28 protein-coding genes and 2 pseudogenes are annotated in these 26,720 nt (G+C 59.5%); 4 read left to right on the top strand and 26 right to left on the bottom strand.

What is annotated here, in order from left to right:
• From IEQ42_RS18045 to IEQ42_RS18035, 3 genes and pseudogenes are all read right to left on the bottom strand, one after another.
• A pseudogene (locus IEQ42_RS18045) lies at positions 1-134 on the bottom strand (IS5/IS1182 family transposase); the annotation flags it as partial.
• A 116-nt stretch (positions 135-250) separates the two neighbouring features.
• Positions 251-716, bottom strand: a pseudogene (locus tag IEQ42_RS18040) (PAAR domain-containing protein).
• Between the two features lie 322 nt (positions 717-1,038).
• Complete coding sequence (locus tag IEQ42_RS18035) at positions 1,039-1,521, bottom strand: GNAT family N-acetyltransferase (protein ID WP_042562173.1); 483 nt, start codon at positions 1,519-1,521, stop codon at positions 1,039-1,041.
• A gap of 225 nt (positions 1,522-1,746) precedes the next feature.
• Here IEQ42_RS18035 and IEQ42_RS18030 point away from each other — a divergent pair, with 225 nt between their 5' ends.
• The 4 genes from IEQ42_RS18030 (at position 1,747) to IEQ42_RS18015 (ending at position 4,428) form a co-directional block, all read left to right on the top strand.
• Positions 1,747-2,400: an HD domain-containing protein gene (locus IEQ42_RS18030; RefSeq protein WP_210704437.1), complete on the top strand. Its 654-nt coding sequence runs from the start codon at positions 1,747-1,749 to the stop codon at positions 2,398-2,400.
• Positions 2,401-2,510: 110 nt separating this feature from the next.
• A complete protein-coding gene (locus IEQ42_RS18025) occupies positions 2,511-3,707 on the top strand; it encodes an MFS transporter (protein ID WP_210704435.1) in 1,197 nt (398 codons plus the stop codon).
• An 82-nt stretch (positions 3,708-3,789) separates the two neighbouring features.
• Complete coding sequence (locus IEQ42_RS18020) at positions 3,790-4,125, top strand: hypothetical protein (protein ID WP_210704433.1); 336 nt, start codon at positions 3,790-3,792, stop codon at positions 4,123-4,125.
• A gap of 45 nt (positions 4,126-4,170) precedes the next feature.
• A complete protein-coding gene (locus IEQ42_RS18015; RefSeq protein WP_210622816.1) occupies positions 4,171-4,428 on the top strand; it encodes a hypothetical protein in 258 nt (85 codons plus the stop codon).
• 166 nt (positions 4,429-4,594) lie between these two features.
• Here the strand turns inward: IEQ42_RS18015 and IEQ42_RS18010 are convergent, their stop codons facing one another.
• The 23 genes from IEQ42_RS18010 to fabG form a co-directional block, all read right to left on the bottom strand.
• Positions 4,595-5,524 carry a PfkB family carbohydrate kinase gene (locus tag IEQ42_RS18010; protein ID WP_210704431.1) on the bottom strand — a complete coding sequence of 310 codons (930 nt, stop codon included), beginning with the start codon at positions 5,522-5,524 and terminating at the stop codon, positions 4,595-4,597.
• Positions 5,517-6,983, bottom strand: a complete 1,467-nt coding sequence (locus IEQ42_RS18005; RefSeq protein ID WP_047302562.1) for a purine-cytosine permease family protein — start codon at positions 6,981-6,983, stop codon at positions 5,517-5,519. Before IEQ42_RS18005 ends, IEQ42_RS18010 begins: the two co-directional genes overlap by 8 nt.
• A gap of 210 nt (positions 6,984-7,193) precedes the next feature.
• Complete coding sequence (locus IEQ42_RS18000; RefSeq protein ID WP_210704429.1) at positions 7,194-8,201, bottom strand: ADP-ribosylglycohydrolase family protein; 1,008 nt, start codon at positions 8,199-8,201, stop codon at positions 7,194-7,196.
• Positions 8,198-8,911, bottom strand: a complete 714-nt coding sequence (locus IEQ42_RS17995; RefSeq protein WP_210704427.1) for a GntR family transcriptional regulator — start codon at positions 8,909-8,911, stop codon at positions 8,198-8,200. Before IEQ42_RS17995 ends, IEQ42_RS18000 begins: the two co-directional genes overlap by 4 nt.
• A gap of 280 nt (positions 8,912-9,191) precedes the next feature.
• Positions 9,192-10,160, bottom strand: a complete 969-nt coding sequence (gene araH, locus IEQ42_RS17990) for an L-arabinose ABC transporter permease AraH (RefSeq protein WP_200617138.1) — start codon at positions 10,158-10,160, stop codon at positions 9,192-9,194.
• A 12-nt stretch (positions 10,161-10,172) separates the two neighbouring features.
• Entirely contained in the window at positions 10,173-11,717 is a 1,545-nt protein-coding gene (araG, locus tag IEQ42_RS17985) for an L-arabinose ABC transporter ATP-binding protein AraG (protein WP_210704426.1), read from the bottom strand.
• 55 nt (positions 11,718-11,772) lie between these two features.
• Positions 11,773-12,777 (bottom strand): substrate-binding domain-containing protein, encoded by a 1,005-nt coding sequence (locus IEQ42_RS17980; protein ID WP_210704424.1) that lies wholly within the window; start codon positions 12,775-12,777, stop codon positions 11,773-11,775.
• A 135-nt stretch (positions 12,778-12,912) separates the two neighbouring features.
• Complete coding sequence (locus IEQ42_RS17975; RefSeq protein WP_210704422.1) at positions 12,913-13,731, bottom strand: SDR family oxidoreductase; 819 nt, start codon at positions 13,729-13,731, stop codon at positions 12,913-12,915.
• Positions 13,732-14,002: 271 nt separating this feature from the next.
• Positions 14,003-14,878, bottom strand: a complete 876-nt coding sequence (locus tag IEQ42_RS17970) for an SMP-30/gluconolactonase/LRE family protein (RefSeq protein WP_210704419.1) — start codon at positions 14,876-14,878, stop codon at positions 14,003-14,005.
• A gap of 131 nt (positions 14,879-15,009) precedes the next feature.
• Positions 15,010-15,726 carry a FadR/GntR family transcriptional regulator gene (locus tag IEQ42_RS17965; protein ID WP_210704417.1) on the bottom strand — a complete coding sequence of 239 codons (717 nt, stop codon included), beginning with the start codon at positions 15,724-15,726 and terminating at the stop codon, positions 15,010-15,012.
• Positions 15,727-15,917: 191 nt separating this feature from the next.
• A complete protein-coding gene (locus IEQ42_RS17960) occupies positions 15,918-16,478 on the bottom strand; it encodes a DUF1285 domain-containing protein (RefSeq protein ID WP_210704415.1) in 561 nt (186 codons plus the stop codon).
• A 16-nt stretch (positions 16,479-16,494) separates the two neighbouring features.
• Entirely contained in the window at positions 16,495-17,100 is a 606-nt protein-coding gene (locus IEQ42_RS17955; RefSeq protein WP_210704413.1) for a DUF4823 domain-containing protein, read from the bottom strand.
• Positions 17,101-17,270: 170 nt separating this feature from the next.
• A complete protein-coding gene (locus IEQ42_RS17950) occupies positions 17,271-18,239 on the bottom strand; it encodes a GTP 3',8-cyclase MoaA (RefSeq protein ID WP_210704412.1) in 969 nt (322 codons plus the stop codon).
• A gap of 137 nt (positions 18,240-18,376) precedes the next feature.
• Complete coding sequence (locus IEQ42_RS17945) at positions 18,377-19,015, bottom strand: TetR/AcrR family transcriptional regulator (RefSeq protein WP_007908276.1); 639 nt, start codon at positions 19,013-19,015, stop codon at positions 18,377-18,379.
• 341 nt (positions 19,016-19,356) lie between these two features.
• Positions 19,357-20,142 carry a TatD family hydrolase gene (locus IEQ42_RS17940; protein WP_210704401.1) on the bottom strand — a complete coding sequence of 262 codons (786 nt, stop codon included), beginning with the start codon at positions 20,140-20,142 and terminating at the stop codon, positions 19,357-19,359.
• A 14-nt stretch (positions 20,143-20,156) separates the two neighbouring features.
• On the bottom strand, positions 20,157-20,513 hold the full coding sequence (locus IEQ42_RS17935) for a PilZ domain-containing protein (RefSeq protein WP_042560427.1): 357 nt from the start codon (positions 20,511-20,513) through the stop codon (positions 20,157-20,159).
• 57 nt (positions 20,514-20,570) lie between these two features.
• Positions 20,571-21,554, bottom strand: coding sequence for a DNA polymerase III subunit delta' (locus IEQ42_RS17930; RefSeq protein ID WP_047302577.1), 984 nt, complete (start codon positions 21,552-21,554; stop codon positions 20,571-20,573).
• A complete protein-coding gene (gene tmk, locus IEQ42_RS17925; protein WP_042560429.1) occupies positions 21,547-22,179 on the bottom strand; it encodes a dTMP kinase in 633 nt (210 codons plus the stop codon). Before tmk ends, IEQ42_RS17930 begins: the two co-directional genes overlap by 8 nt.
• Positions 22,180-22,198: 19 nt before the next feature.
• Positions 22,199-23,374 (bottom strand): endolytic transglycosylase MltG, encoded by a 1,176-nt coding sequence (mltG, locus tag IEQ42_RS17920; RefSeq protein ID WP_210704400.1) that lies wholly within the window; start codon positions 23,372-23,374, stop codon positions 22,199-22,201.
• Between the two features lie 3 nt (positions 23,375-23,377).
• A complete protein-coding gene (gene pabC, locus IEQ42_RS17915; protein WP_210704398.1) occupies positions 23,378-24,193 on the bottom strand; it encodes an aminodeoxychorismate lyase in 816 nt (271 codons plus the stop codon).
• Positions 24,193-25,437 (bottom strand): beta-ketoacyl-ACP synthase II, encoded by a 1,245-nt coding sequence (gene fabF / locus IEQ42_RS17910; protein ID WP_042560432.1) that lies wholly within the window; start codon positions 25,435-25,437, stop codon positions 24,193-24,195. Before fabF ends, pabC begins: the two co-directional genes overlap by 1 nt.
• A gap of 108 nt (positions 25,438-25,545) precedes the next feature.
• Positions 25,546-25,782 (bottom strand): acyl carrier protein, encoded by a 237-nt coding sequence (gene acpP, locus IEQ42_RS17905; protein WP_003442511.1) that lies wholly within the window; start codon positions 25,780-25,782, stop codon positions 25,546-25,548.
• Between the two features lie 196 nt (positions 25,783-25,978).
• On the bottom strand, positions 25,979-26,719 hold the full coding sequence (gene fabG, locus IEQ42_RS17900) for a 3-oxoacyl-ACP reductase FabG (protein WP_042560433.1): 741 nt from the start codon (positions 26,717-26,719) through the stop codon (positions 25,979-25,981).
• Position 26,720 lies beyond the last annotated feature (1 nt).

Raw genomic sequence — 26,720 nt, 5'->3', positions numbered from 1 at the left:
GGATAATGCGGCTCGATCAAGGCAATCAAGCCCTTCCAGGGCACGACCTGATCCATCTCGATCAGGAAGCGCTCACGGCGGGTCTGCTTACGTTTGCCGGCGTACTCAGCATCGGCGAAGGACATCTTTTTCATCGGGACTCAACCGTTCGATTCCTGTGAGGCGGGTATTTCACCAAATCTGGAAGCCTTTTTCAGAGTTTCCTTAGCCAAAGGTTCCAGGCCCGCCGTATTTTCTCCTGCCATGTCCGTCACTCAACAAATAATTTAATAGTTTCAGGTAAATGCGAACTAACGGTATGGGTATATCCCGAAGCATCCGTAATGCCATGTTCCTCACTGCCATTGCCACGCTGAATCGTGTAGGGGTGGTAGGGCACGGGTTCTCCAGTCGCGTCATTCACCACTTGCAACCTGTCCGTAAAATGCACCGGCATCGGCAACAGCCCACTAAACGCCGCCCCTCTGCCACTCTGTCCAATAATCACCGTCCCCGAACCACCGATCGAGCGTTGCGGCATTGAGGCCGTTGATAAAAACGGTGCCGGAGACGGCGCCGGTGATCGGACTGCCACAGGCAGATTTATCAGTCATGCGCGCAGCGGCGAGGCCGTCGAAGAAGACGTTCGGCGAGCCGGAAACAATCGGGTTAGTGCCATGGCCTGGCAATGGGCATGCGGTCGGGCCGGTGACGCGTGCGGCGGGTTTTCCACTCAATTCAAAGCTTCTTGCTTCAGAGGCTCCGGGTGTGACTGGTAGATGTCGACGTCGGTCGCGGCGAAGCGCCAGCGATTGTCGACGGGGTCGAACAGTGCGTGACGATACTCACGACTGTTCGGGTATGGAGTGGTTTGCAGTTGTTGCCAGGCATCGTCGAGTGGGTCACGGTCCTCGCTGACGCAGCGAAGGCTCCACGGGCGTGGATAGTTTTTGCCAGAGGCATTGCAGGTGTCGTCCGTGAGCGCGCAAAAATGCGCGCGCAGAATGCCGGACTAGAGCCTTGGCGACAATCGAATAAACACTAAATAGCCATCATCGTTCACTGGCCCTCGGCGAACTCGCGTAACACTTTGCCGTCCATGCGATAGCGCACCCATTCTTCCTGCGGTTGCGCGCCGAGGGATTTGTAGAATTCGATAGCCGGGGTGTTCCAGTCGAGTACGCTCCATTCGAAGCGTCCGCAGTCATTGGCGCAGGCGATTTTCGCCAGTTGCCGCAGCAGGGTTTTGCCCGCGCCGCCGCCGCGTTGTTCGGGGGTGATGTAGAGGTCTTCGAGGTACAGGCAGTTGCTGCCGAGCCAGGTCGAATAACTGAAGAAGAACACCGCGAAACCGATTGGCAGGCCGTCGCGCAGACAGATCAGACCATGGGCGGTCGCGCCTTCGCCGAACAGGCTGCGCTCAATATCGGCAACGCTGGCGATGACTTCGTGGCGAGCCTTTTCGAAATCCGCGAGTTCAGTGATGAAGGCGAGGATTTGTGGTGCATCGCTGGGAGTCGCCGGGCGGATCTCGATCGTCATGGACGGGCCTTGTCGGGGGAGGAAAACGCCATAGTAAAACGCGTTGAAGCGCTCGTCATATGGCAACTACGCATTATCCTGCTCGATGTGGCAAAACAACACCGTTCCTGTGGGAGCGAGCCTGCTCGCGAATGCATTATTTCAGCCGCCTTCAATGTGACTGACAGTATGCTTTCGCGAGCAGGCTCGCTCCCACAGGTTCTGCATTCGCTTAAAAGGATGTTTATGAATAACTACGCCTTCGCACCACTGCCCGCGCTCGCGGCAGAACTGCTGCCCCATGCTCTGGAGCCTTCGGATGACGGTGCACACGACCTCGCACACCTGCAACGTGTCTGGCACAACGTGCGCACTTTGCAAGCCGAAGAAGGTGGCGATCTGGAAGTGCTGCTCGCCGCCGTGCTGCTTCACGATTGCGTAGCCGTCGAAAAGAACTCGCCACTGCGCTCGCAAGCTTCACGTCTGGCAGCGGAAAAAGCGTCGGCGGTGCTGGCGGAGTTGAACTGGACCGACGCTAAAATCGATGCCGTCGCCCACGCCATCCAAGCCCACAGTTTTTCCGCCAATATCACCCCGCTCACCCTCGAAGCGAAACTCGTCCAGGACGCCGATCGTCTCGACTCGCTGGGCATGCTCGGCGTCGCTCGCACGTTCTATGTGGCCGGACGCATGGGGGCGGCGCTCTACGACCCGCAAGATCCGGAAGCGAGGGAGCGCGACTACAACGACACGCGTTTTTGCCTCGACCACTTCCAGACCAAACTGCTGCACCTCGCCGACGGTTTCCAGACGGTCGCCGGCCAGCGCCTGGCGCAGATTCGCCATCAGCGTCTGAAGGGTTTCATGGAACAGTTCAAAGAAGAGATCGGCATCGTCTGAAGCAATACTCCGGCCTGCCGCGATCCTGACTTCGCCAACCTCGCACCTAATCCCTGACCATGGCGTGGTAAACAGATGCTGTTCACTTTCTCGGGTCAAGGAACCGCGTCATGTCGCAAGCAACATCCCAAGTGTCGGGCAAGCTGTTCGGCCTGTTCTGCCTCGCCAGTTATCTGCTGTCGCTGTCCTACGGCTCGACGTTTTTGCTGGCGCTGTTGATCGGTTCTCGCGGTGGCAATGAACACGATGCGGGCAGCGTGATTTCTGCGGCGATGCTCAGTACGTTTGTCGCGGTGCTGGTGTCCGGGCATTTGTCGGATCTGCTGGGGGCGGCGCGTTCGATTGCCTTGTTTGGTCTGTTGCTTGTTGCGGCGAGCCTGGGCTTTGCGATGACGCCGGGGTTTGGTCATCTCTTGCTGTTTTTCGGCTTGCTGCTCGGCCTGGGCTGGGGTGTGTTTTACACGCTGGGGCCGATTATTGTGGCGAGTCTGGTGACCCCGGCGCAGCGGGCGAAGTACTTTGCCTTGCTGTCCGGCAGCATGATGACCGGGATTGGCAGCGGCCCATTGCTCGGGCGTGCGGCCAGTGCGCTGGAGTTACCGGTGACCTCGGCGTTTTATCTGGCAGCGCTGGCGAGCCTGATCGGCGTGTTGATGTTCTGGCGTCTCGGCTCGCGACTGAAAAGCACCCAAGCCACAACAGCCGCAAGCATCACTTGGTCAACGTCGGCGCAGGTGCTCGGTTCCCGCGCAGTCTTCGCGATCATCATGGTCGGTCTCGGTGGCTGCGTATTCGGCGGTTTGTCGAGTTTCCAGACCAGTTACGCCGCCGCACATTCGCTGGACTATTCGCTGTTCTTTCTCGGCTTCATGAGCGCGGCGATCAGCAGTCGCCTGTTGATCGCAGGGTTTGTGGTCAAGCGTGATCCGTTGCGGGCGTCGTGTCTGTTGTCGGGCTTGATGCTCGGCTCGATTGTGCTGTTCGCCTTCGGCGTGCACAGCGCTTTCAGTTATCTGCTGGCGGCGGTCATGCTCGGTGTCGGATACGGCCTGACCTATTCGGTGATCAACGGATTGGCGGCCAACGAAGCGCCCGTCGGTACCACTTCGCAGGCCTTGTTGCTGTTCAGCCTGGCGTACTTTATCGGCGTGTTCGGCTTTCCGCTGCTGGCCGGAAAAATCATCGTCGAACACGGAATGGCGGCGCTGCTGTACACCGTATTGGCCGTGGCGCTGATCAACTGGCTGATCACCATCGGCCGCTTGCTCTGGCGACGACTCAACGTCAGCACCGCGCCAGCGATGTAGACCGTTCGTCGCTCATCAGGCACCAATCGATGACGAGGGCAGACCAACAAAGGGTATGGATTCCAATCACTGGAGAAGCCCTATGATCCCGTCAAGGTTGACCGCTTTTGTATTCAGCGCCCTGCTCTGCCCCGCGGTTTTCGCCGCCACCGCTACGGACACCGGCCCTACCGATCCGACCCCACCCCGAGCCCCCGTCATAAACAGTGCCCCCGGCATGAACACCGATGGCTCTGGCGTGCCATTGATCAACCAGCCACCTGCCACCGGTACTGACCCGCGCACGCAAGGCAGTGATCCCGGTCGCCAGGGTGGCATGAACACCCCCGATGCCCCGGCAACGCCAGACAACGCGGGCCCGGGCGTCGGTTCGAAAACCACCACCGGTGGCTCCGGTTCCGAAGGATCCGGCCAGTAGTTCGCCGACGCGAGCGACCCTATTCACACCCATGAAGAGGTAACCATGAACGTCGATAAAAACCTGGAAAAAGAAGTCCTCACCCGCCTGCTGCACGCCCACCCGAGTGGACTGGGCAAGGAGGTGCTGGACAACTACCGGGGCGAAAAAGTCGTCGCCAGCGCCCTCGCCTCATTGCAGGACCGCGGTTTGATTCACCATGGCCATATCACCTGCAACGAGGCCGGTGAACACTCGCTGAATTTGCCGATCAAGCTCAGTGCGGCCGGGGTTGAAGCAGCGCGCAAACTGGATCTGCAATAGTCCTGGGGCCGCTCGCTGCCGATGCAGTGAGCGGCCGCTTGCAATTTATGTTGGGGCTGATGGCCTCATCGCTGGCAAGCCAGCTCCCACAGTTTTTCTGGTGGACGCAACATTTGTGCACACCTCCAATCTCTGTGGGAGCTGGCTTGCCAGCGATAGCGGTAGATCAGTCGCCGCAAGACTCGCGGATCAGCGCATCCACTTCAGCAGTCCCCGGCGCTGTCGCCGGCCCCCAGCGTGTCACCGCCAATGCCGCCGCCGCGTTCGCTCGCTGCGCCGCCTCATATGCAGTCAAACCCTGCGCCAGACCCGCAACAAACACCCCGGCATGCGCATCACCGGCACCATTGCTGTCCACCGCTTTGACGGCAAACCCCGGCACATGCCGACGCTCGTCACGTTGATGAATCCAGCAACCCTGCGGCCCGTCGCGCACCACCATCAATACGTCTCGCGGCAGATGTTCAGCCAAACAATCCAGTGCTACACCGATGTCTTGAGCGCCGGTAAAACGCAACGCCTCGACACTGTTGCTGGTCCACACATCAATGCGCGGCAGCAGCACCTGCATCAGCGGTGAATCCGGCGATTCCACCAACGGACCCGGATCGAACACCACGTGAACCGTCGCGGGCAATGCCAACGTCCAGTCAAGCAGAGCCTGCGCCTTGCCCTCGTGCAGCAGGCTGTAACCGCTGAGATAAACATAGTCCCCGGCCTCAAAAGCCACGCAGTTCAAATCATCGATGGTCACCTCGCCCTCGGCACCGATGTAGGAAATGAAACTGCGCTCGGCCGACGCATCGGTCAGCGCCACACACAAACCCGTGTCGCGCTCGGCAGGCTGGCTGATACCGATGTGAATCCCCTCGGCCTGCATCGCCTGCCGCGCCAGATCGCCGAAACGCCCGGTGCCATGGCGGCCGAGGTAGACCACCGGCAGGCCATTACGCACCGCCGCCGCCATCACGTTGAAACCGCCGCCGGCCTCGAAGCCGGCGGACTGCGCCAGTACGTCGCCGCCAATCTGCGGCAGTTTATCCACGGCCATGACCAGGTCGATGATGACCTGGCCGGTGTGCAACATCTTAGGCATGAGCATTCTCGACGGGTGCGGCACGGCGATCTTTTGCCCCGCCGAGGAGGAAATAGATGCCACCGGCGACCACGAACGTCACGATCCAGCCGAGGCCGTTGTGGCCCAGCCACGAGTCGGACAGGAAACCTTTGAACCAGACATTCTCAGCGGTGGTGCCGATGGTGGTGAAGCTGAAACCGAGCACGATGGCAATCGCCCACGCCCCGAATGCGCGCCACTCGATACCGCCGTGGTACCAATAGGCGCTGCTTGGGCTGACGTCGAGCAGGTCCTGCGGGCTGTAGTAGTGACGATGAATCAAGTCGATCACGAAGATCCCGACCCACGCGGTGATCGGCACTGCCAGCAGGGAAATGAAGGTGATGAACGGGCCGTAGAAACTGTCGGCGATCAACATGAAGTAGATCGAACCGGCGAAGATCGCAACGATGTCGACCACCACGGCGTAGACGCGCTTGACCTTGAGGCCGAGCGTCAACGTGGTCAAACCGGCGGAGTACACCGACAGGTTGTTCGACAGCAGCAGACCACCGAACGCCGTGATCAGGTACGGCACGGCCATCCAGGTCGGCAGCATGTCGCGGATCGCCACGATCGGGTCAGTCGCCGAGGCGAGATCATTGTTACCCACCGACAGCAGACCGCCGAGAGTGATCAGCAGCACCAGTGGGATACCCGCGCCGAACGCTGCGGAAGCGACCAGACGCACGGCTTTGACGCTGCGATGCTGATAGCGCGACATGTCGGCGCCCGCGTTGGCCCAACCTATGCCGGTGCCGGCCGCCATGGTACCGATGCCGATGATCATTGCGCTGACCGGCGCAGGCGTGGCGTTGAACACCGCGCTCCAGTCGATGGTGGCGCAGAGGAAGCCGCCGACCAGAATGTTCAGCGCGCCGAACACGTACGTCGCCCACTTCTGGATCACCAGCAAAGTCGCATGGCCGAGGCCGGAGACCGCCAGGGTCAGCAGCACGAAAATCGCGATGAAGAGCAGCGTCAGCACGGGTGCGCTTTTCGCCTCAACCGGTGAGCCGAACAGGATCGAGCACAGCGACAGCAGCACGAATGCAGCGGTGGTGGTGTTGACGGTTTCCCAGCCCAGACGCGACATCAGCGAGACCAGTGTCGGGCCGATATTGCCGCGCACGCCGAAGATCGCCCGCGACAAGGTCAGGCTTGGCGCGCGGCCACGGCGGCCGGCAATCGAGATGATCCCGACCACCGCGAACGAACCGGCGGCACCGATGATCGCGACGATGATTGCCTGCCAGATCGCCAGACCGCGAAACGCGACCAGCGTGGCACCCAGCGGCAGGCCGAGAATGGAAATGTTGGCGGCGAACCAGACCCAGAACAGTTGCAGCGGATGACCGTTGCACTCGGCTTCCGGCACCGGCTCGATGCCACGCGTTTCCAGCTGCCCGGCGCTCTGCCCGGCGTTCGATGAACTCATGAAAATGCTCCTGTTTGCCTTTTTTGTGGTTGTGGCAATGATGCAAAACAACAAGACATCCCGGCCTTCCTGGGCCTGTCTTTGCGATCCATTGCGGGTGAATATTCGATTATGCGGTGCGCCTATCGCTGGCAAGCCAGCTCCCACAGATACAGAGTGAACCTTAAGGTGTGCACTTTCCCTGTGAGAGCTGGCTTGCCAGCGACGGCGTCAGTTCAAGCAACGCAAGGCCAATAGCTCCTGCACCAACGGCTCAAGCTGCAGATGATTGACGGCTTTCACCGTATCGATCATCTCGGTCGGCCAACACTCAAGACCCAGGCAGGCCCCAAGCATGGCGCCGAGGATCGCGGCGATGGTATCGGTGTCGCCACCCAGGCTCGCCGCCATGCACAACGCATCGAACGCGCTCATTTCACCGATGGCCACCTGCTGCGCCAGGGCAAACGAGACCACTACCGATTCCTGCGACGCCACGGAAGTGCCGATCACGTCGTAGAGCAGATCGGCGAGCAATGCCTTGTCGCTGTCGACGCTGATGCTGCGCGCCCAACTGATGCGCGAAGCGATGCGCCCACCGGCCACCCAGTGACCGTGTTCTTGCGCTTGTTGCGCGATTTGTTGGCCGAGGTTGAGCGCCTCGCCCAGATCCATGCCATTGATCCCGGCCGAGACCACCGCCGCCACCGCCGCCGCGCTGGAAATTCCCAGAGTGGTGTTGTGCGTGACCTGACAGGCCTGCACCACTGCGGCGATAAACCGCTGAGGATCCGCAACATCTGCTGCGATCCCGACGGGGGTAATGCGCATGGCCGCGCCGTTGGTGGTGCCGTAGCGCCCGGCTTCTTGCGGCGAATGACCGGCGAGGATCATTTCGATGGCGCGCTTGGTCGACGGGCCCAGCAGGTCCTGCGAGCCTTTGGCCTGCATCTGCGCTTCCCACTCGATCAGCCGTTGCGCAAGGATGGCGGGGTCGACATGGCCCTTGCCTTCGACCAGCAACTCGCCAACCAGAATCGCCTGTTCGGTGTCGTCGGTAATCGAGCCTTTGGGCATGTTCGCGGCGATGGGTTGCAGCGGACCGGCGTCTTGCAGATCGGTAATCTGGCCGAAGCGCGTCTTGATGGTTTCGCGGTTCAGCGATTGCGTTGGCATACCCAGCGCATCACCGAGGGCCAGGCCATAAAACGCACCGAGGGCACGGTTAAGCGGGGTCACTTCGATTCTCCAAATTGCAGATGCAGACGGAAATGCACCGGGTCGAGCAGGCTTTCAACCTGCTCCATGAAACGGTTCTGCCGGTCGTAGGTCGTGCGCAAGGCTTTGAGAAATACCGTGCCTGGCGGGCGGCCGAGCAATTGGGCGTCTTCGGCATTCAAGGGTTCGGCGCCGAGCCACTGATCGCCGCGCTCGCCGATGTAGCCGTAGGCGGCCAGGGTGATGGTCAGGGAATTGTCGATCAGGCCGACACGCGGCAGGCTTTCCAGGCCGCCGTTGGCCGGCATCAGCGAGCGCTCGAGGGACACCAATGTGCCGTCGTTGGAGCGGCGACGGCGCTCGAGCAGAATGAATTGATCGGAGCCGAACACAGCCGAAAGATCGGTCCGGGTCACGGCTTCGAGGCGCAATACTTCGGTGTTGATCAACGCACCAGTGTCTGCCAGTGCCTGAGCCCAGCCGCTGCGTTGGTCGAGGACCACACCGTCAAAGGTGACGATGGAACCGACCCCGCTTTGCGTGGCGATGTATTTACGCCGTTTCAGTTCGGCCAGCGCTTCGCGCAACGTGCCACGGCTGACGTTGAATTCTTGAGCCAACTGATGCTCGCCGGGCAACAGAAAGCCGTCCTCCATGAGGCCGCTTTCGATGCGCCGGACGAGCTCGTCGACCACCCGTTGTTTCTTGTCGAATCGTACCTGTCTAATCATGTACAAAGTGATAACCGAAACGGTCGGTGGCGAGCAAGGGATTTTTAGTTGAGCAGACGGAAGGCGGGAAGATCACAAGCACCCTCACCCTGGCCCTCTCCCGGAGGGAGAGGGGACTGAATGGGGGATACTCAGGAGATTTGCCGACCTGGAAGTGCTTGCCGAATCCATAGTCGACTGTATTTATCAGGTCGATGCAGGATGCCAGACACCTCGGTCGGCCCCCTCTCCCTCCGGGAGAGGGCTGGGCGGGCGGCGTTCCGATGAGGGGCGCCTGATCTTAGCGTTGCTTGAGGCGGTCAATAACCACAGCCAGCAGCAAAATCGAACCGCGAATCACGTACTGATAAAACGTATCAATGTTCTTCAGGTTCATCGCATTCTCAATGATTGCCAGAATCAACACCCCGGCAATCACATGCCGAATCATGCCGATCCCGCCACTCAGCGACACCCCGCCCAGCACACACGCGGAAATCACTGTCAGCTCGAAACCCTGCCCGATCATCGGCTGCCCGGAGGTCATGCGCGACGCCAGAATCACACCGGCCAGCGCACCGATCACACCGTGCACGGCGAAGATGATGATCTTGGTGCGATCAACGTTGACCCCCGCCAGCAACGCCGCTTCCTGGTTGCCACCGATGGCCATGGTGTTGCGCCCGTAGGTGGTGTAATTCAGCAGCCAGCCGAAAAACAGGAAGCAGACGATGGTGATCAGGATCGGCACCGGCACGCCGAACAACTGGCCGTTGCCGAACACGAAAAACGACTCCTGCGACACGCCCACCGCTTTGCCGTTGGCAAAAATGTAGGCCAGGCCACGCACGATCTGCATGGTCGCAAGCGTCGTGATCAGAGCATTGACGCGTAACTTGGCGATCACGATCCCGTTGATCAGCCCGACGATCAGGCCCATCACCAGCGCCGCACTGACGCCAAGGAATACGCTGTCGGTGTCACGCATCACCACCGCTGCCACCACCCCGGCGCAGGCAATCACCGAGCCCACCGACAAGTCGAAATGCCCCGACGCCAGGCAATACAACATGGTGCAGGCGGCAATGCCGGTGGTGGAAATCGCCAGGCCCAACCCGCGCATGTTCAGCGGCGAAAGGAAGTTGTCGATCAGCAAAGTACAGGCGACAAAAATGCCCACCGCCGCCAACAGCATGACCCAGTCATCGAGGAAGCGGCGCATGTCCAAAGGTTTGCGCTCTTTCGCCAGGGTTTCGTTTTGGGTTGTCATCATAGTCACCTCTCAGTTCGCCACGCCGTCAGCGCGGTGGCGCGGCAAAGCCAGTTGCAGCAGGTTGGATTCATTGGCCTGGTCGCGGCTGACTTCGCCGCGCAGGGCGCCTTCGCACAGCACCAGGATGCGGTCGGAAATACCCATCACTTCCATCAGGTCGCTCGACACCACAATCACCGAAATACCGTCAGCAGCGAGGTTATGGATGATCTGGTAGATCTCGGCTTTGGCGCCGATGTCGATGCCACGGGTCGGTTCGTCGAGCAGCAGGACTTTCATCGGCATCGACAGCCAGCGACCGAGAATGGCCTTTTGCTGATTGCCGCCGGAAAGGAACTTGATCTGCTGGCCGGCGTGGGGCGTTTTGACTTTCAGCGCCTTGATCTGTTTGTCGGCGTTGCCCTTCTCCCACAAACCACGAATCAGGCAGCCAAGACCCGAATTCGCGCCACGCGCACTGATGTTGATGTTCTCGGCGACGCTGGCCAGCGGAATAATCCCTTCTTTCTTGCGATCCTCGGGGCACAGCAGAATCCCGGCGGCAATGGCATCGCGCGGTGAGCGCAGATTCAGTTCATGGCCGCGCAGTTCGAGGCGTCCGGCGGTTTTGCGTTCCAGGCCACTGAGCAAGCGAAACAACTCGGTGCGCCCTGCCCCGACCAATCCGAACAAACCGAGAATCTCGCCTTTGTGCGCCTCGAAACTGATCGGCTCACGCAGGCCCGGGCCGAGCAGGCCGTTGACTTTCAGCGCCACTGCGCCGCGTGGGCGGTTACGGTAATCGTAGATATCCTGAATGTCGCGCCCGACCATGCAGGTCACCAGTTGATCGTGGGTCAACTGGCTCATGTCCTCGAAGGTGCGCACGTAGCGGCCGTCCTTGAACACCGTCACCGCGTCGCAGATACGGAACACTTCTTCCATGCGATGGGAGACGTAAAGCACGACTTTGCCCTCATCCCGCAGGCGCCCGATGATCGCCATCAAGCGGTCGATCTCGCGCGCCGAAAGGCTGCTGGTTGGCTCGTCGAAAGCGATCACATGGGCGCCACGCGACAGGGCTTTGGCGATTTCCACCAGTTGCCGTTGGCCCAGCGACAAACGCCCGACTTTGGTCTGCGGATCGATTTCATCGGCCAGGCCTTTGAGGCAATCCAGCGCTTGCTGACGCAGCGTGCTGCGATTGATCAAACCGAAACTGGCCGGCAAATGGCCGAGGAACAGGTTTTCGGCGACGGTCATTTCCGGCACCAGATGCAGTTCCTGATGGATCACCGCCACGCCGCTGCCGATGCTGTCGGCGGTCGACTTGAAGGCCATCGTCTGCTCGCCAATCTGCAACTCGCCGCTGCTCGGAATGTAAGCGCCGCCGAGGATTTTCAGCAGGGTCGACTTACCAGCGCCGTTCTCGCCCATCAAGGCATGGACCTGGCCGGGATGGGCGACGAAGCTGATGCCGTCCAGCGCCTTCACGCCGGGAAAGGTTTTGCCGATCCCGTTGAAGCGCAGGCTGCCGCCGGCACTGTTTTCTTGTCTTTGTACTTGCGCGTGCATTTAAGCCACCTCTTCACACCGTTCAAACGGCCCGGTTGCCCGGGCCGTCGCTACGTCAGTTCCACAAGCCGATTTTTTCCAGCTCTTGCTTGAAGTTCTCGCGGGTGATCAGGGTGACGTCGTCCATGGCGGTGTATTTCGGCGGCTCTTTGCCGGTGGTGACCCACTCGTACATCATCTCGGCGGTCTTGTAGCCTTCGATGTGTGGGCTCGGCAGCATCGAACCGAAGAAGCCGCTGTTAGGCTTTTTCAGTTCGCCGATGGCGTCGGTGCCGTTGATGCCGATGCCGATCACATTGGCCGCGGCGAACCCGGCGGCTTCTGTGGCGCGCACGCCGCCCAGCACGGTGTTGTCGTTCATGCCGCCAATGATCAGGTTCTTCGCCGCGCTCGGCAGTTTCACCAACGCCGAGTTGGTGGCGTCCATGCTGCCTGGCACATCGAGGGTTTTCAGTGCGGCGAAGAGGATGTGATCCTTCGGCATGCCGGCGTCTTCGAGGGACTTGACCGAGCCGTCCGTGCGTTTCTTGCCGGTGTCGAGTTCGTTGTAGGTGTTGACGACCGCGTAGGTGTCCTTCCAGTCCCAGTTGCGTTTTTTCGCTTCGGCAGCCATGGCGGCGCCCTGCTTCTGACCCACTTCATACGCGGCCATGCCAAGGTACGGCACGTCCTCCATGAACTTGCCGTTGGCGTCGACAAAACGGTCGTCGACGGCAATCACCTTGAGATCATTGAGTTTGGCTTTGGCCATGATCGCCGGGCCGAGCGACACGTCAGGCGGGCATATCACAAAGCCTTTGGCACCGTTGGCGGCGAGGCTGTCGATGGCCGACAGGGTTTTTTCGCCATCCGGGACGGCGATCTTGATCAGTTCAAAACCCCTGTCCTTGGCGGCTTTCTCGGCGAAAGCCCATTCGGTCTGGAACCACGGCTCCTCGGCCTGCTTGACCAGGAAACCGATCTTCACCGCATCGGCGGCGAGCAGCGAACTGCTCAGGCTGAACGCGGTGACCGCGAGCGCGGCACTGCACAGGGTACGAATCCCGAAACGACGTTTCATAAGCTGACTCCTTGTTATTTTTTTTGAGCAATGTTTGAAAAGCGGTAAAGCACGGTCCTGCAAAGCCTGTTGAAAATAGTCATATCGTATGATGATTGGATTTCAGGCGGATTTCTTCGCGTGGAATCCAATCGATCAGTCGTGGTACATCACCGAGCGGCCACCATCGATGGTGATGCACGAAGCATTGATGAATGGTGCTTCATCGCTGGCCAGGAACACCGCCGTCATCGCCACTTCAATCGGCTGACCAATGCGTTTGGGCGGGTGCAGGTCGAGGGCGCGTTGACGCTCGGCATGCGGATCGGCGAAACCGTTCCAGTAATCGACGTTCAGCTGCGTTTCGATGTAGCCGGGGGCGATCGCGTTGACGCGGATGCCTTTCGCTGCGTATTCGATGCCGAGTGCGCGCGTCAGTCCCAGCAACCCGTGTTTGGCCACCGGGTACGGGAAACAGCCGGGAATGATGTGCGAAGAATGGGTCGAGGCAATGTTGATGATGCTGCCGATGCCCTGCTCGATCATTTGCGGCAGGACCGCTTTGCAGCCGTGCCACGCGCCGTCGAGGTCGATGGCGAAGCAGCGACGCCAGTCTTCTTCGGTCATTTCCAGCGGATCGCGGAACACATTGACCCCGGCGCAGTTGACCAGCACGTCGATGCGCCCGTGCAGTTCAACAGCGCGTCTGGCCATGGCGTGCAGATCGGGCTGGCACGACACATCAGCCTTGATCGCCTGAACGTCAAAGCCTTGCTCGCGCCAATGGGCGGCAACCTTCTCGACTTTTTCGGCCTGAATATCACTGATCAGCAGTTTGGCTTGCTGCGAAGCGAAGGCTGCGACGATGGCTTCACCGATACCCTGAGCGGCACCGGTGAGCAGCACGACCTTGTTTTTCAGACGCTCGCCCTTCGGCGGTGCGGGCACCGGCGGCAGGGAAAGAGGTTCAGCCATGGTTCAAGGACTCCTGTTCGCAAGCGCAAAAAAACCGGGCATCTGACGATGTCCGGTCTGGAGAGCGTTTAGAACTGAACAGGCAGGCGCCACTGACGGCATTGAACCGTTGCGTGGCACGGACTCCGCGTGGGAGTGCGATGGAAATTCGCTGCATCACTTCACCTGTTTTGTTCTTTTTAAGTGTGAGTGCGTGTTACTGCTGGGGCCGACTATAAACCCGACCGCCAAATAATCTCAATATATAATTTTGCATCCCATATTTTGGGATTCAGCCAGCGAAACGCGTACAGAGCTTTCCTGCAACATCAACACGCATCGACAGCACTGCGCCGTCCAGAGGATGGTTGTGCGGGCTTTCGGCGCTGGTGATGTACAGGGTTTTCAGGTCTTCGCCGCCGAACACGCAACTGGTCGGGCGACTGATCGGCAGATCGATTTTGCGGTCGACCTTGCCATCAGGCGCCAGTCGCAAAAGACAGCTGCCGTCCCAACGGGCGTTCCACACATAGCCTTCGACATCCATCGCCGAACCGTCAGGGCCGCCCTGTTCATCCGGGCCGTACCAGAGATTGGCGACATCGAGGTTGCCGTCGGTGTGGATGAAGTAGCTGTACAACGTGGCGTCCATGCTGTCGCCGAACAACAGCCTGGTGCCGTCGTCGGTCCACAGCAGCGTGTTGGGAATCCCCAGATTGCGCAGCAATGGCGTGACGCGTTTGTCGGGATCGATACGGAACAGGGCACCGGAACGCCGGACGATCGGCAGATCTTCGCCCTGCTCGTCGATGTTGTTTTGCATGGTGCTGAGCCACAGTCGGCCTTGTGCGTCACAGCGGGCTTCGTTGGGACGATTGCCAGGTTGCGGGTCGGCGACACAGAACAGCGTCAGGCGCGGTTCCAGCCCCGGGGAGTCGAGATCGAGACGATAGACGCCGCTGCTCAGCGTAACCAGCGCATCGCCGCTGGCGCAGGGAATGAACGCGGAAACGTGCTCGGGCATTTGCCAGATCTGCACGTTCTGGCCAATCAGGCGCAGGGCTTGTTGGCCGGCGATATCGACCCAGTACAGCGCCTGGGTCGGCGCGTCCCAGAACGGGCCTTCACCGAGTTGGGCGCGGTGCTGGGTCAGTGCGGTCAACGTCATATCAACTCCTATATTGTTGGTATCCGTGTGGGATCGAGCTTGCTCGCGAAGGCGGTGTATCAGTCGACGTTGATGTATCTGACATGACGCCTTCGCGAGCAGGCTCGCTCCCACATGTTAATCCGTGACTGTCAGCCGGCTTTTTTGTCGGCCATGACTTTTGGGTAAAACCGTTTGATCGCCAGGTCTGCGTTGTCGATCAGGGTCATGCAGGCCCACACACCTCGCGCAGAATCGCGAGCGGCAATGGCGTCGGCCATGTCTTTGTGGATTGGCAAGGTGCGGCGCAGTTCATCCGGATCGGCCGCCGAGACTTCGAACGAAACGGCCAGCAACGCCCCGAGCGCCGGGACCATCTGTTCAATGAACTGATTATGGCTGGCGGCAAGAATGCACTCGTGGAAGGCCTGATCGGCACGGTTGTAATCGCCGCCGCTGACTACCGCGCGCTCGAGGGCGTTGTAGGCCAGTTGCACGGCGTCGATCTGCTCCAGCGTCGCCCGCTCGCAGGCCCAGCGCACGGCCATGGGTTCAATGGTGCGGCGCAGGTCGAGCAAGTCATCGACGAAGTTTTCCGGCAGACCATTGCGTGACAGCCAACCGACGACCTGAGGATCGAACAGGTTCCAGCGGCGCACCGGCAACACGCGGGTGCCGACCTTCGGCCCGACTTCAAGCATGCCTTTGGCGACGAGGGTTTTGATCGCTTCACGGATGACGGTGCGGCTGACGCCGAGCTGTTCGCCCAGATCAGCTTCGACCTTGATGGTCTGCCCCGGCTTTATCTGGCCAGCGGCAATCCAACTGCCCAGCCAGTCAACCGTTGATGCATGAAAGCTGCTGGACATGAACACCTCAAAGCGGATCGCGATGGGTGATCAAGCTAATGATCATACGATTGGGTGTCAAATCAGTTTTTTGTGATCAAACAAAAACAATGTGGGAGCGAGCCTGCTCGCGATAGCGGAGTGCCAGTCAATATTCTCGTCGACTGATACACAGCTATCGCGAGCAGGCTCGCTCCCACAGGGATTTGAAATTACGGTTCGAGGCCGATACGGAAGAACTCGCCGCCACTCCAAACACCGAGCCAGTTCTGCCCATCGATTTTCCGACTGACCGCCAGTTCGACCAATTGGTAGAACACATTGCGATGAATCAACGCCTCAAGGTTGGTGCGTATGTGTACATAAGGCGCAGGCTCTTGAGTGACCGGATCAATCTCGACTCGAATCGGATGCTCCGGCCCAGCTTCAGCGGTTTCGTCGACATTGGTGGTAAAGCGCAGCACCTGCGCCTCACCCTCGCCTTCAACCTCGACGGCAATCGCCACAAACGGCGCGTCGTCGACTTTGATGCCGACCTTCTCGACCGGCGTAATCAAAAAATAATCATCACCGTCGCGGCGGATGATCGTGGAGAAGAGCTTGACCATCGGCTTGCGCCCGATCGGCGTTCCCAGGTAATACCAGGTGCCGTCCCGGGCGATGCGCATGTCGATGTCGCCGCAGAAGTCCGGGTTCCACAAGTGCACCGGTGGCAGGCCTTTGGTTTTGGGGATTTGTCCCAACAGGTCATTGGCTTTTTGCGGGCCACTCATGGCGTACTCCTTGAAATTACTGGTTGCCGATCCCCAACAGGCTGCGCGCGTATTGCGCCAGCGGTGGGCCGATCAGGTCTTCGGGTTTGCTGTCGTGGAACGTCAGTAAACCGCCACGACTCTTGATCCGTGCAGTATCAATCAAATACTGGGTGCTGGTCTCGATCAACATGATCTGAATCACGCCGCCGTCAATACCGAGGCGATCCACAGCCTCCTCATCCAGCCACTCATCAGAGTTGCCGATGCGGTCATCAGCCTTGGCGAAACGGGTGTAGAGCAGGTAATGCGCACCCGCGTCACGGGCTTCACCCATTGCCTGATCGAGGCCTTCCGGCGCGCGGGCGCGGCGAACCATCGGGAAGTATTCGATAAAGCCTTTGAACGCTTCCTCAGCGACCACGTTCGGCCGCGGATACGAACCACCCGGCGGCGCAAACGCACCCTGGGCGATGTAGATAAACGAATCCGGCTGAATACGGAAGTTGTTCACACGGCGGCTGTCGCTGTGGCCCAGCAGCCCCGCGTCGCTCATCTGATAGCGAGTGCCTTCGGCCATATCGCTGACAGTCATACAGCCGCCAAGCGCCAAAATGGCCAGCAGCAAAACCAGGCTACGCATCCTTATCCTCCAGAAGCCGGTGACGGAAAACCGGCGAATGGGCGTTGAATGCAGCTTTTGCGCCAGCTCGGGAACTTCGTCGATCTACAGGACGCTTTCGCGAGCAGGCTCGCACCCACAAGAGGAACGCATTCCAGATGTGGGAGCGAGCCTGCTCGCGAATGGGAATATCAGCCGCCGATGATTTTCATGATGGTTGCGCCGCCGGAAAATGCCACTTCCTGTTTGTCGCCCAAGGCCTTCACCAGTAAGCGTTGTAGCGCAGGCAGTGCCTCGTGACGCGGTTTGTCAAGCAAATCGCCGACGTAATGGCGGTTGCTCGACGACAGGCAACCATGCAGCCACCCGGTCGACGACAGGCGCAGGCGTGAGCAGGTTCGGCAGAAAGGCACGCTTTCATTGGCAATCACCCCAAAATGGCCCACCCCGGCAATCGCGTAACGCACCGCCGTAGCGTCAACGGGGGCATCGGCTTGTGCGTACTCGTAACGCTCACCGATCAGCTCCAGCAATTGTTGAAGACTGACAAACTGTTGCAGGAAGGCATTGGAGTCTTTGGCCAGATGGCCCATGCGCATCAGCTCGATAAAGCGCAGCTCATACCCGCGCTCCAGGCAGTAGTCGAGCAACGGCATGACCTGATCAAGATTCTGGCCACGCAACGGCACCATGTTGACCTTGATTTTCATCCCCGCCGCTGCGGCCTTGTCCATGCCGTCGAGCACGGTGGCCAGATCGCCGCCGCGGGCAATGCTGCGGAACGCGTCGGCGTCGAGGGTATCGAGAGAAACGTTGATCCGGCGCAGACCGGCATCCACCAGCAGCGGAAGTTTCTTGGCGAGGAGTTGACCGTTGGTGGTCAGACTGATGTCTTCCAGCCCCATCTTGCCGACGGAGGTCATGAACGATTCAAGTTTGGGGCTGACCAGCGGCTCGCCACCGGTAATGCGCAAACGCTCAATGCCAGCGGCTTCAATCAGATACGCCACGCCGCGCGCCATGGCGTCGGCCGACAGCTCATCCTGCGCAGCCACCAACCGCTTGCCGTTGGGCACGCAGTAGGTACAAGCGTAATTGCAGGCTGAAGTCAGGCTGATCCGCAAATTGCGAAAACGCCTGCCTTGACGGTCAACGATCATGATTACTCCGGCGAAAGGAAATCGAGCAGCTAAAACTTGACTCACAAATCAAGTTTTAGCAAGCCCTATGCCTGAGTATATTCCTGCGGTACTGCGCCATGTAACGAAATCATTGCGCAATAAGGCAGCTGAATGGCTCAGCTGCTCGGTGTTTCGGGGTCGCGCTTGCGCTTGTTGCCCATGCGCACGCCGATGTCCATCAGGAACTGGAAGAAACCTTCCTGATCTTCCAGCACATTGCTCCAGAACGGCGAGTGATACAGCGCGACAGCGCCGTGCACCAATGCCCAGGACGCGCAGTAGTGGAAATACGGCGGAACGTCTTCGAGCTTGCCTTCGCTGATGCGACCCTTGATCAACAGGGTCAGGCGTTCGAAGTTCGAGGCACGGATCTTGTGCAGCTCCTCGACCATTTCCGGCACCTGGTTGCCCTTGACCACCTTCTCTTCGAGACGATCGAACAGACGGTAGCGCTGCGGATCACGCATACGGAATTCGAAGTAGGCACGGGACAGTGCTTCCTTGTCCTTGTCGACATCGGCCGAATGCAGCAGCTCGTTCAAATCGCGCTCGTAATCGAGCATCAGGCGCAGATAGATCTCGGCCTTGGACTTGAAATGTTTATAGATCGTGCCTTTGCCGATACCTACGGCATCAGCAATCATCTCGACGGTGACACTGTCTTCACCTTGGTCGAGGAACAGCTTGAGCGCGGTATCGAGAATTTCTTGCTCGCGGCGGCGAAACTCACGGACCTTACGAGGTTCTTTGTGCATAAGAAAAAGGTCTGAAGGGTCAAAATTCGAAGCCGCGTATTATGCCTAACTTGCGCAAAAATGCACGGATCATCCGACCATATCTGTGTTTCTTGTTCGTTTTGAGAACGTTTTGAGCGCAATGAGAACTCAACTGAAGCGAACGTATTCCAAATTTGTTTAAAAACCACGCCCCGCCAGCTGGACTGCACGCCAGACTGATCAATACTTCAACTGTCGGACGGCATCTCCCCCAAGTGCCGTGCCGATAAAGGTACCAACGGACCGCGTGCCTTTGTTTTACTCCTAATGGTCTTAACCCGGATTCACCCCCCAGAACCCGGGTTTTTTTTGCCTGCGATTCAGGCTTTCACATGAGCCAGCGGAAACAGCCGCTTGAAGTTTTCGCTCGTCTGCTCGGCAAAACGCTCGTAATTCTCACCACGCAGCATCGCCAGGAACTCTGCCACCTCACGCACGTATTGCGGCAGGTTCGGCTTGCCGCGATAAGGGATCGGCGCCAGGTACGGTGAATCGGTTTCAACCAGCAGACGATCCGCCGGGACTTTGCTCGCGACATCACGCAGGGCATCGGCATTGCGGAACGTGACGATGCCTGACAGGGAAATGTAATAACCCATGTCCAGCGCAGCCTTGGCCATGTCCCAGTCTTCAGTGAAGCAATGCAGCACCCCGGCCTGTGGCAGCGCGGCTTCACGCAGCAGTTCGAGGGTGTCGGCGCGGGCGCCGCGGGTGTGGATGATCACTGGTTTGCCGGTGTGCTGCGCCGCTTGCAGGTGCAGGCGGAACGACGCCTGCTGCAGTTCGGCGGCTTCCGGCTCGTAGTGGTAATCCAGACCGGTTTCACCGATCGCCACCACTTTCGGGTGATTGAGCTCGTGCAGCAACCAGTCCAGCGCGGGGGCGGCTTCCGGTTGCACATCGAGAGGATGCACGCCGACCGAGCAATCGACATCGTCGTAACGCTCGGCGAGGGCTTTGACGTCAGCGGCGTTGTCGGCGCTCACGCCGATGCACAGAAAATGCCCTACCCCGCGCTCGCGGGCCGCATCGAGTGCGGCATCCAGCGAGCCGTCATGGGCGGTGAGGTCGAGGCGATCAAGGTGACAATGGGAATCTACGAGCATAAAAATACGGCTACTTACATCGTATGAGTGGGACGGTCGGACTTGAGGGCTCCGGCCAGATGGGTTTCGATGCGACTGCGCGCGGTGTTGTCGCCGTCGTTGAACTGCACGCCGACACCGGCTGCGCGATTGCCTTGTGCGCCTTTGGGCGTAATCCAGGTGACTTTGCCGGCAACCGGGATCTTTTCCGGTTCATCCATCAAGTTCAATAGCATGAACACCTCGTCGCCCAGCTTGTAGCTCTTGTTGGTCGGGATGAACAGGCCACCATTCTTGATGAACGGCATGTAAGCGGCGTAAAGCACCGACTTGTCTTTGATGGTCAGGGACAAAATGCCGTTGCGCGGCCCCGGGCTGACGGGTTCATTCATGTTGACCTCCACTGCTGATGTTCAGAGTCTAGGCGCACACCATCGTTTTTGCGGGGATCACCGCTGGCCTGGCAGTCCCGCCCATTGCACCAACAGCGCTTCCAGCAACAGCGCCGGATTGAGATTGGCCTTGCTCAACACTTTCTGCCGCTGAGCGAGGATCCAGTCCTGAATATCGAGCACTTTGCCTTGAGCGCTTTTCTGCGCCAGGTACTGCACCACTTTGCGCATGTCGTTCAGGCCGAGGCCGGCTTCATCCTCAGTCAGTTGATAACGCAGGATCAGGCTCGACCAGTCACAGAACCAGTCAAACAGGCGCAACATCGGAATGTTTTTCCATTCTTCGGCCAATTGCGTCGGCGATTGCTGCTGCTTGAGCAACTTCTTCACCCCTTCGACCACTTGTGCGCGCTGTTCGCGTACGCCTTGGGACTGAAGAGTGACCGCCATCAACGGCGAACCGGCGGCCAGCGTCAGCAGTTCGACACGCTCCGCTTCGGAACACTCCGGAAGGGCCTGAGCCAGCCATTGCAGGCTCATCGCTTCACCCGGCAGCGGGCAGGCCTGTTGCACACAGCGACTCTTGACCGTCGGCAACAAACGGCTCGGCTGGTGGCTGACCAGCAACAACACCGTATTGCCGGAAGGCTCTTCAAGGCTCTTGAGCAAGGCGTTGGCGGCGTTGATATTCATCGATTCCGTGGGCTCGATCAGCACCACCTTGCGCCCGCCCAGTTGCGCGGTCTGCACCACGAAACTGACCAGATCGCGCACCTGATCGACCTTGATCGCCTTGTCGGCTTCTTCCGGTTCGAGAATGTAATTGTCCGGGTGGCTGCCGGCCTTGAGCAGCAGGCAGGATTTGCATTCACCGCAAGCCTCCGGCGTCGGGTGCTTGCACAACAGACTGGCCATCAACCGCTCGGCCAGTGCGCGTTTGCCGATCCCGGCCGGCCCATGCAGCAGGTAAGCGTGAGCATGCTGGCTACGTCCGGCCAGTTGCTGCCAGAGGCTGTCCTGCCATGGATAGGCCTCAGCCACGGCTCAGCTCCAGCAAGTTCGGAATCAGGGTATCCAGCGATTGCTGAACCTTGACCAACGGCTGACCGGCATCGATGCGCACATAGCGCGCAGGATCGGCTTCGGCACGCTTGAGGAATGCACTGCGCACCGCCTCGAAAAATGCCCGGCCTTCCAGTTCGAAACGATCGAGGCGACCGCGAGCGCTGGCACGGGCCAGGCCGATTTCTACCGGCAGGTCGAAAATCAGCGTCAGGTCCGGGCGCAGATCACCCTGCACGAAAGCCTCCAGGGTCGCGATACGCTCCAGCGACAAACCGCGACCGCCTCCCTGATAGGCATACGTCGAATCGGTGAAGCGATCACACAGCACCACCGCACCGCGGGCCAGTGCCGGGCGAATCACCTCGGCCAGATGTTGAGCACGCGCAGCGAACACCAGCAGCAGTTCGGTATCCGGGTTCATGACTTCGTCGGCCGGAGCCAGCAGCACATCGCGAATCCGCTCTGCCAGTGGCGTGCCACCCGGCTCGCGGGTCAGCACGACCTCGACACCGGCGGCGCGCAAACGCTCGGCGAGGTATTCGCGATTGGTGCTCTTACCGGCGCCTTCCGGGCCTTCCAGGGTGATAAACAAGCCAGTCACGGGCAGTCCTTAATAAAAGTCATTGCGTGTTTTGTGGTGCGTCGGCGTCAGGAGTCGGCACGGATTCCTCGGTCGGAACCTGCGGCAGCGACTCGGGCGCAGTATTCGGCGATGCCGCAGGAATCGACTCCTCGGCGGCCGGTGCCGCTTCCGGCGTAGTTGCCGGGGCCGGGCTGGAGCGGTAATCGGCACGGCGCTTGAGCTGAAATTCACGCACCGCATTGTTATGCGCATCGAGATCGTCGGAAAACACATGGCTACCGTCGCCACGGGCAACAAAGTAAAGGCTGGTGCCTCCCACCGGGTTCAGCGCCGCGTGAATGGCTTCACGCCCGACCATCGCAATCGGCGTCGGCGGCAAGCCGGGAATCACGTAAGTGTTATACGGCGTCGGTTCCCTGAGGTGAGCGCGGGTCAACTTGCCGGTGTAGCGATCGCCCAAACCATAAATCACTGTCGGATCGGTCTGCAGCTGCATGCCCAGCGCCATCCGGCGCACAAAAACCCCGGCAATCTCGCCGCGTTCCTGCGGTACACCGGTTTCCTTCTCGACCAGGGACGCCATGATCAGCGCTTGATAAGGTTCTTTGTACGGTGCATCGGCAGCGCGTTTTTCCCACTCTTTGGCCAGCACTTCATCGAGACGCTCAAAAGCCTTTTTCAGCAGCTCCGTATCGGACACGCCGCGCACGAAACGATAGGTATCGGGGAAGAAACGGCCTTCCGGGAACAGGCCTTTGTGGCCAATCTTCGCCATCACGTCGCTGTCGCTCAAACCATTGATGGTCTGCTCGATTTTTTCATCTTTCGCCAGCGCAGCACGCACCTGGTGGAAATTCCAGCCCTCAACCAGCGTCAGGCTGTACTGAACCACGTCGCCACGCTTCCACGAATCGATCAGACCGTTGACGGTCATCCCGGGCTGCATGCGGTATTCGCCAGTGTGGATCGGCGTGCCAGCAAGATTGAAACGCCAATAGACCCGTAGCCAGAAAGCGTCTTTGATGACGCCATCACTTTCGAGCCCAAGGATGGTACGGGTCGGTGTAGAGCCTTTCGGCACATCCAGCAGTTCTTCCTGCGTGATGTTCAGGGGCTGTTCCAGCGCGGAGTGAATCTTCCAGGCGCTGGCGCCCAACAGCAGCCCCGCCAGAACCAGTCCGGTTTCCAGCAGCAGCAATAATTTACGTCTCACAAATCAGGCATCCAGTAGGGCGCGGGCAATGGCTTGCAGTTTACGGGTGAGCGGGCCAACCGGCCAGCTCAGTGCGGCGTAGGCGCGTACCGGCCAGACGCCATATACGCTGTTGCAGACAAACACTTCATCGGCCCATTGCAGCTGTTCCAGGCCGATATCGACGGTTTGGGTGGGGATGGCCAATGACTCGGCCTGAAACAATATTTCCGCACGCATCACACCGGCGACACCGCAGCGTTTCAGATCGGGCGTGATCAACACACCATCGCGCACCAGAAACACGTTGCTGAACACCCCTTCGATCACTCGACCGGCCTGATCAAGCATCAAGCCTTCAGCGTGCTCGCTGTCTTGCCATTCGGCACGGGCGAGTACTTGTTCCAGTCGATTGAGGTGTTTGAGCCCGGCAAGCAATGGCTGCCTGGACAGACGCGTAGTGCACGGAAACAGGCGGATGCCATGTTCGGCATGCGCAGCAGGATAAGCCGCCGGCGGATTGCCTTGCAGAATGCGTCGACCCGGCGCCGCAGGGTCAGGCGCGTAACCGCGCAAACCGTCGCCACGGGTGAGGATGAGCTTAAGCACACCCTCGCCCATCGCGGCTGCGTAGCTCAGCAGTTCGTTGCGAATCAGTTCGATATCGGCAGTGATAGCCAGACGCGAGCAGCCATCGGCCAGCCGCGTCATGTGTCGATCAAGCAATACCGGCTGGCCATCATGCACGGCAATGGTCTCGAACAGACCATCGCCGTAAGCCAGGCCGCGGTCTTTCAGCGACAGAGTGTCAGCCGGTTGACCGTCGACCCAGCTGTCCATCAGCCTGCGAACCGACGGAACGCCAAGGTACCGTTGGTGCCGCCAAAGCCGAAGGAGTTCGACAGCACGACATCGATGTCCATGTTGCGCGCGGTGTGCGGCACGAAATCGAGATCACAGCCTTCGTCCGGCTCATCAAGGTTGATGGTTGGCGGCGCCACCTGGCTGTTGATCGCCAGGATGCTGAAGATCGCCTCGACCGCTCCGGCCGCACCCAGCAGGTGGCCCGTCATGGACTTGGTGGAGCTGACCGCCAGTTTATAGGCGTGCTCACCGAACACCGACCTGATCGCGTTGGCCTCGGCAAGGTCGCCGGCCGGGGTCGAGGTGCCGTGGGCATTGATGTATTGCACTTGATCGGCGTTGATCTTCGCGTCGCGCAAGGCGTTGGTGATGCAGCGAGCTGCACCCGCGCCGTCGGCAGGTGGCGAAGTCATGTGGAACGCATCGCCACTGGTGCCAAAACCGATCAGCTCGGCGTAGATGGTCGCGCCGCGCGCCTTGGCGTGTTCGAGTTCTTCGAGCACCAGTGCACCTGCACCGTCGGACAGTACGAAACCATCGCGACCCTTGTCCCAGGGACGGCTGGCGCGAGTTGGCTCGTCGTTGCGGGTCGACAGCGCACGGGACGCGCCGAAGCCGCCCATGCCCAGACCGCATGCGGCCATTTCGGCACCGCCGGCAATCATCACGTCGGCTTCGTCGTACATGATGTTGCGCGCCGCCATGCCGATGCAGTGCGTACCGGTGGTACACGCTGTAGCAATGGCGTAGTTAGGTCCCTGTGCGCCCAGATGGATGGACAGGAAACCGGAAATCATATTGATGATCGAGCCTGGCACGAAGAATGGCGAGATTCGACGCGGGCCCGTCTCATGCAAAGTGCGGCTGGTTTCTTCGATATTGGTCAGACCGCCGATGCCCGAACCCATGGCCACGCCAATGCGTTCACGGTTGGCGTCAGTGACTTCCAGGCCAGCGTTGCGTACGGCTTGAAAGCCAGCCGCGAGACCGTACTGGATGAACAGGTCGAGCTTGCGCGCTTCCTTGACCGACAGGTATTCCTCGACATTGAAGCCCTTTACCGAGCCGCCAAAGCGGGTGGAATAGGCAGAAAGGTCGGTGTGTTCGATCAGACCAATGCCACTGCGGCCAGCCAGAATGCCCTGCCAACTGCTTGGCACATCCGTGCCCAGTGGCGACAACATACCCATACCGGTGACTACGACGCGTCTACGCGACACAGCACTCTCCTTTTTCAAATGACGACTTTGCATCAGGCCTAAAGAAAAAACCGCACGCCGTGATGGCAGTGCGGTTTTTCCATGACAGCAAGCAACGATTACAAGCTATTAAGCCTGGTGGTTTGTAACGTAATCGATTGCAGCTTGTACAGTAGTGATCTTCTCAGCTTCTTCGTCAGGGATTTCGGTCTCGAATTCCTCTTCCAGAGCCATCACCAGCTCAACGGTGTCAAGGGAGTCGGCACCCAGGTCTTCTACGAAGGAAGCGGTGTTAACCACTTCTTCTTCTTTAACACCCAGTTGCTCGGCAACGATTTTCTTGACGCGCTCTTCGATGGTGCTCATACCTTGTTTTCACTCCTAATGGACAAATTCAGGCAGCTGGCCAGTGGGTAAGTGTATAGAAAGACTTTTCAGTTTTTCAACTGAAAGCTTCACTCCTCAAACCCTGCGGCCCTCTGCCTATAAATAGATTGCAGCTTTATAACGGATTTTAGACAGCTCGTATGACATTTTTTTGAAGCAATCCGTCACATTTTACTTACATGTACATCCCACCGTTCACCGGGATTGTAGCCCCAGTAACGTATGCCGCACCGTCGGATGCAAGAAAAGCGACCACAGACGCGATCTCTTGAGCTTGTCCCAGACGACCCAGCGGAATCTGCGTCTGCAAGGCTTCACGCTGTGCTTCAGGCAGTTCGCGGGTCATATCGGTGTCGATAAACCCTGGGGTTACCGAGTTGACCGTAATCGAACGCGAACCGACTTCACGCGCCATTGCACGGCTGAAACCTTCCAGACCGGCCTTGGCGGCTGCATAGTTTACTTGGCCTGCGTTGCCCATGGCACCCACCACCGAGCCAATACTGATAATTCGACCCCAACGGGCTTTGGTCATGCCGCGCAGAACGCCCTTGGACAGGCGATACAGACTGTTCAGGTTGGTATCGATCACGTCGTACCATTCGTCATCTTTCATGCGCATCATCAGGTTATCGCGGGTGATGCCGGCATTATTAACCAAAATCGCCGGTGCACCGAACTGCTCCTGAATGGTCGCGATCACCTTGCTGACGGATTCGTCGCTGGTGACGTTGAGTTCCAGACCGGTACCCTGAATGCCGTGCTCTTTGAGCGTGGCGGCAATCGCCTCAGCGCCCTTGGCGGAGGTTGCGGTACCCACAACGATGGCGCCCTGACGGCCCAGTTCCAGTGCGATAGCCTGGCCGATACCGCGGCTTGCACCGGTGACCAGTGCAACTTTACCTTGCAGACTCATG

The organism is Pseudomonas iridis (assembly GCF_017980685.1).
Taxonomy (GTDB): domain Bacteria; phylum Pseudomonadota; class Gammaproteobacteria; order Pseudomonadales; family Pseudomonadaceae; genus Aquipseudomonas; species Aquipseudomonas iridis.
This window is presented reverse-complemented; position numbering and strand designations above follow the sequence as displayed.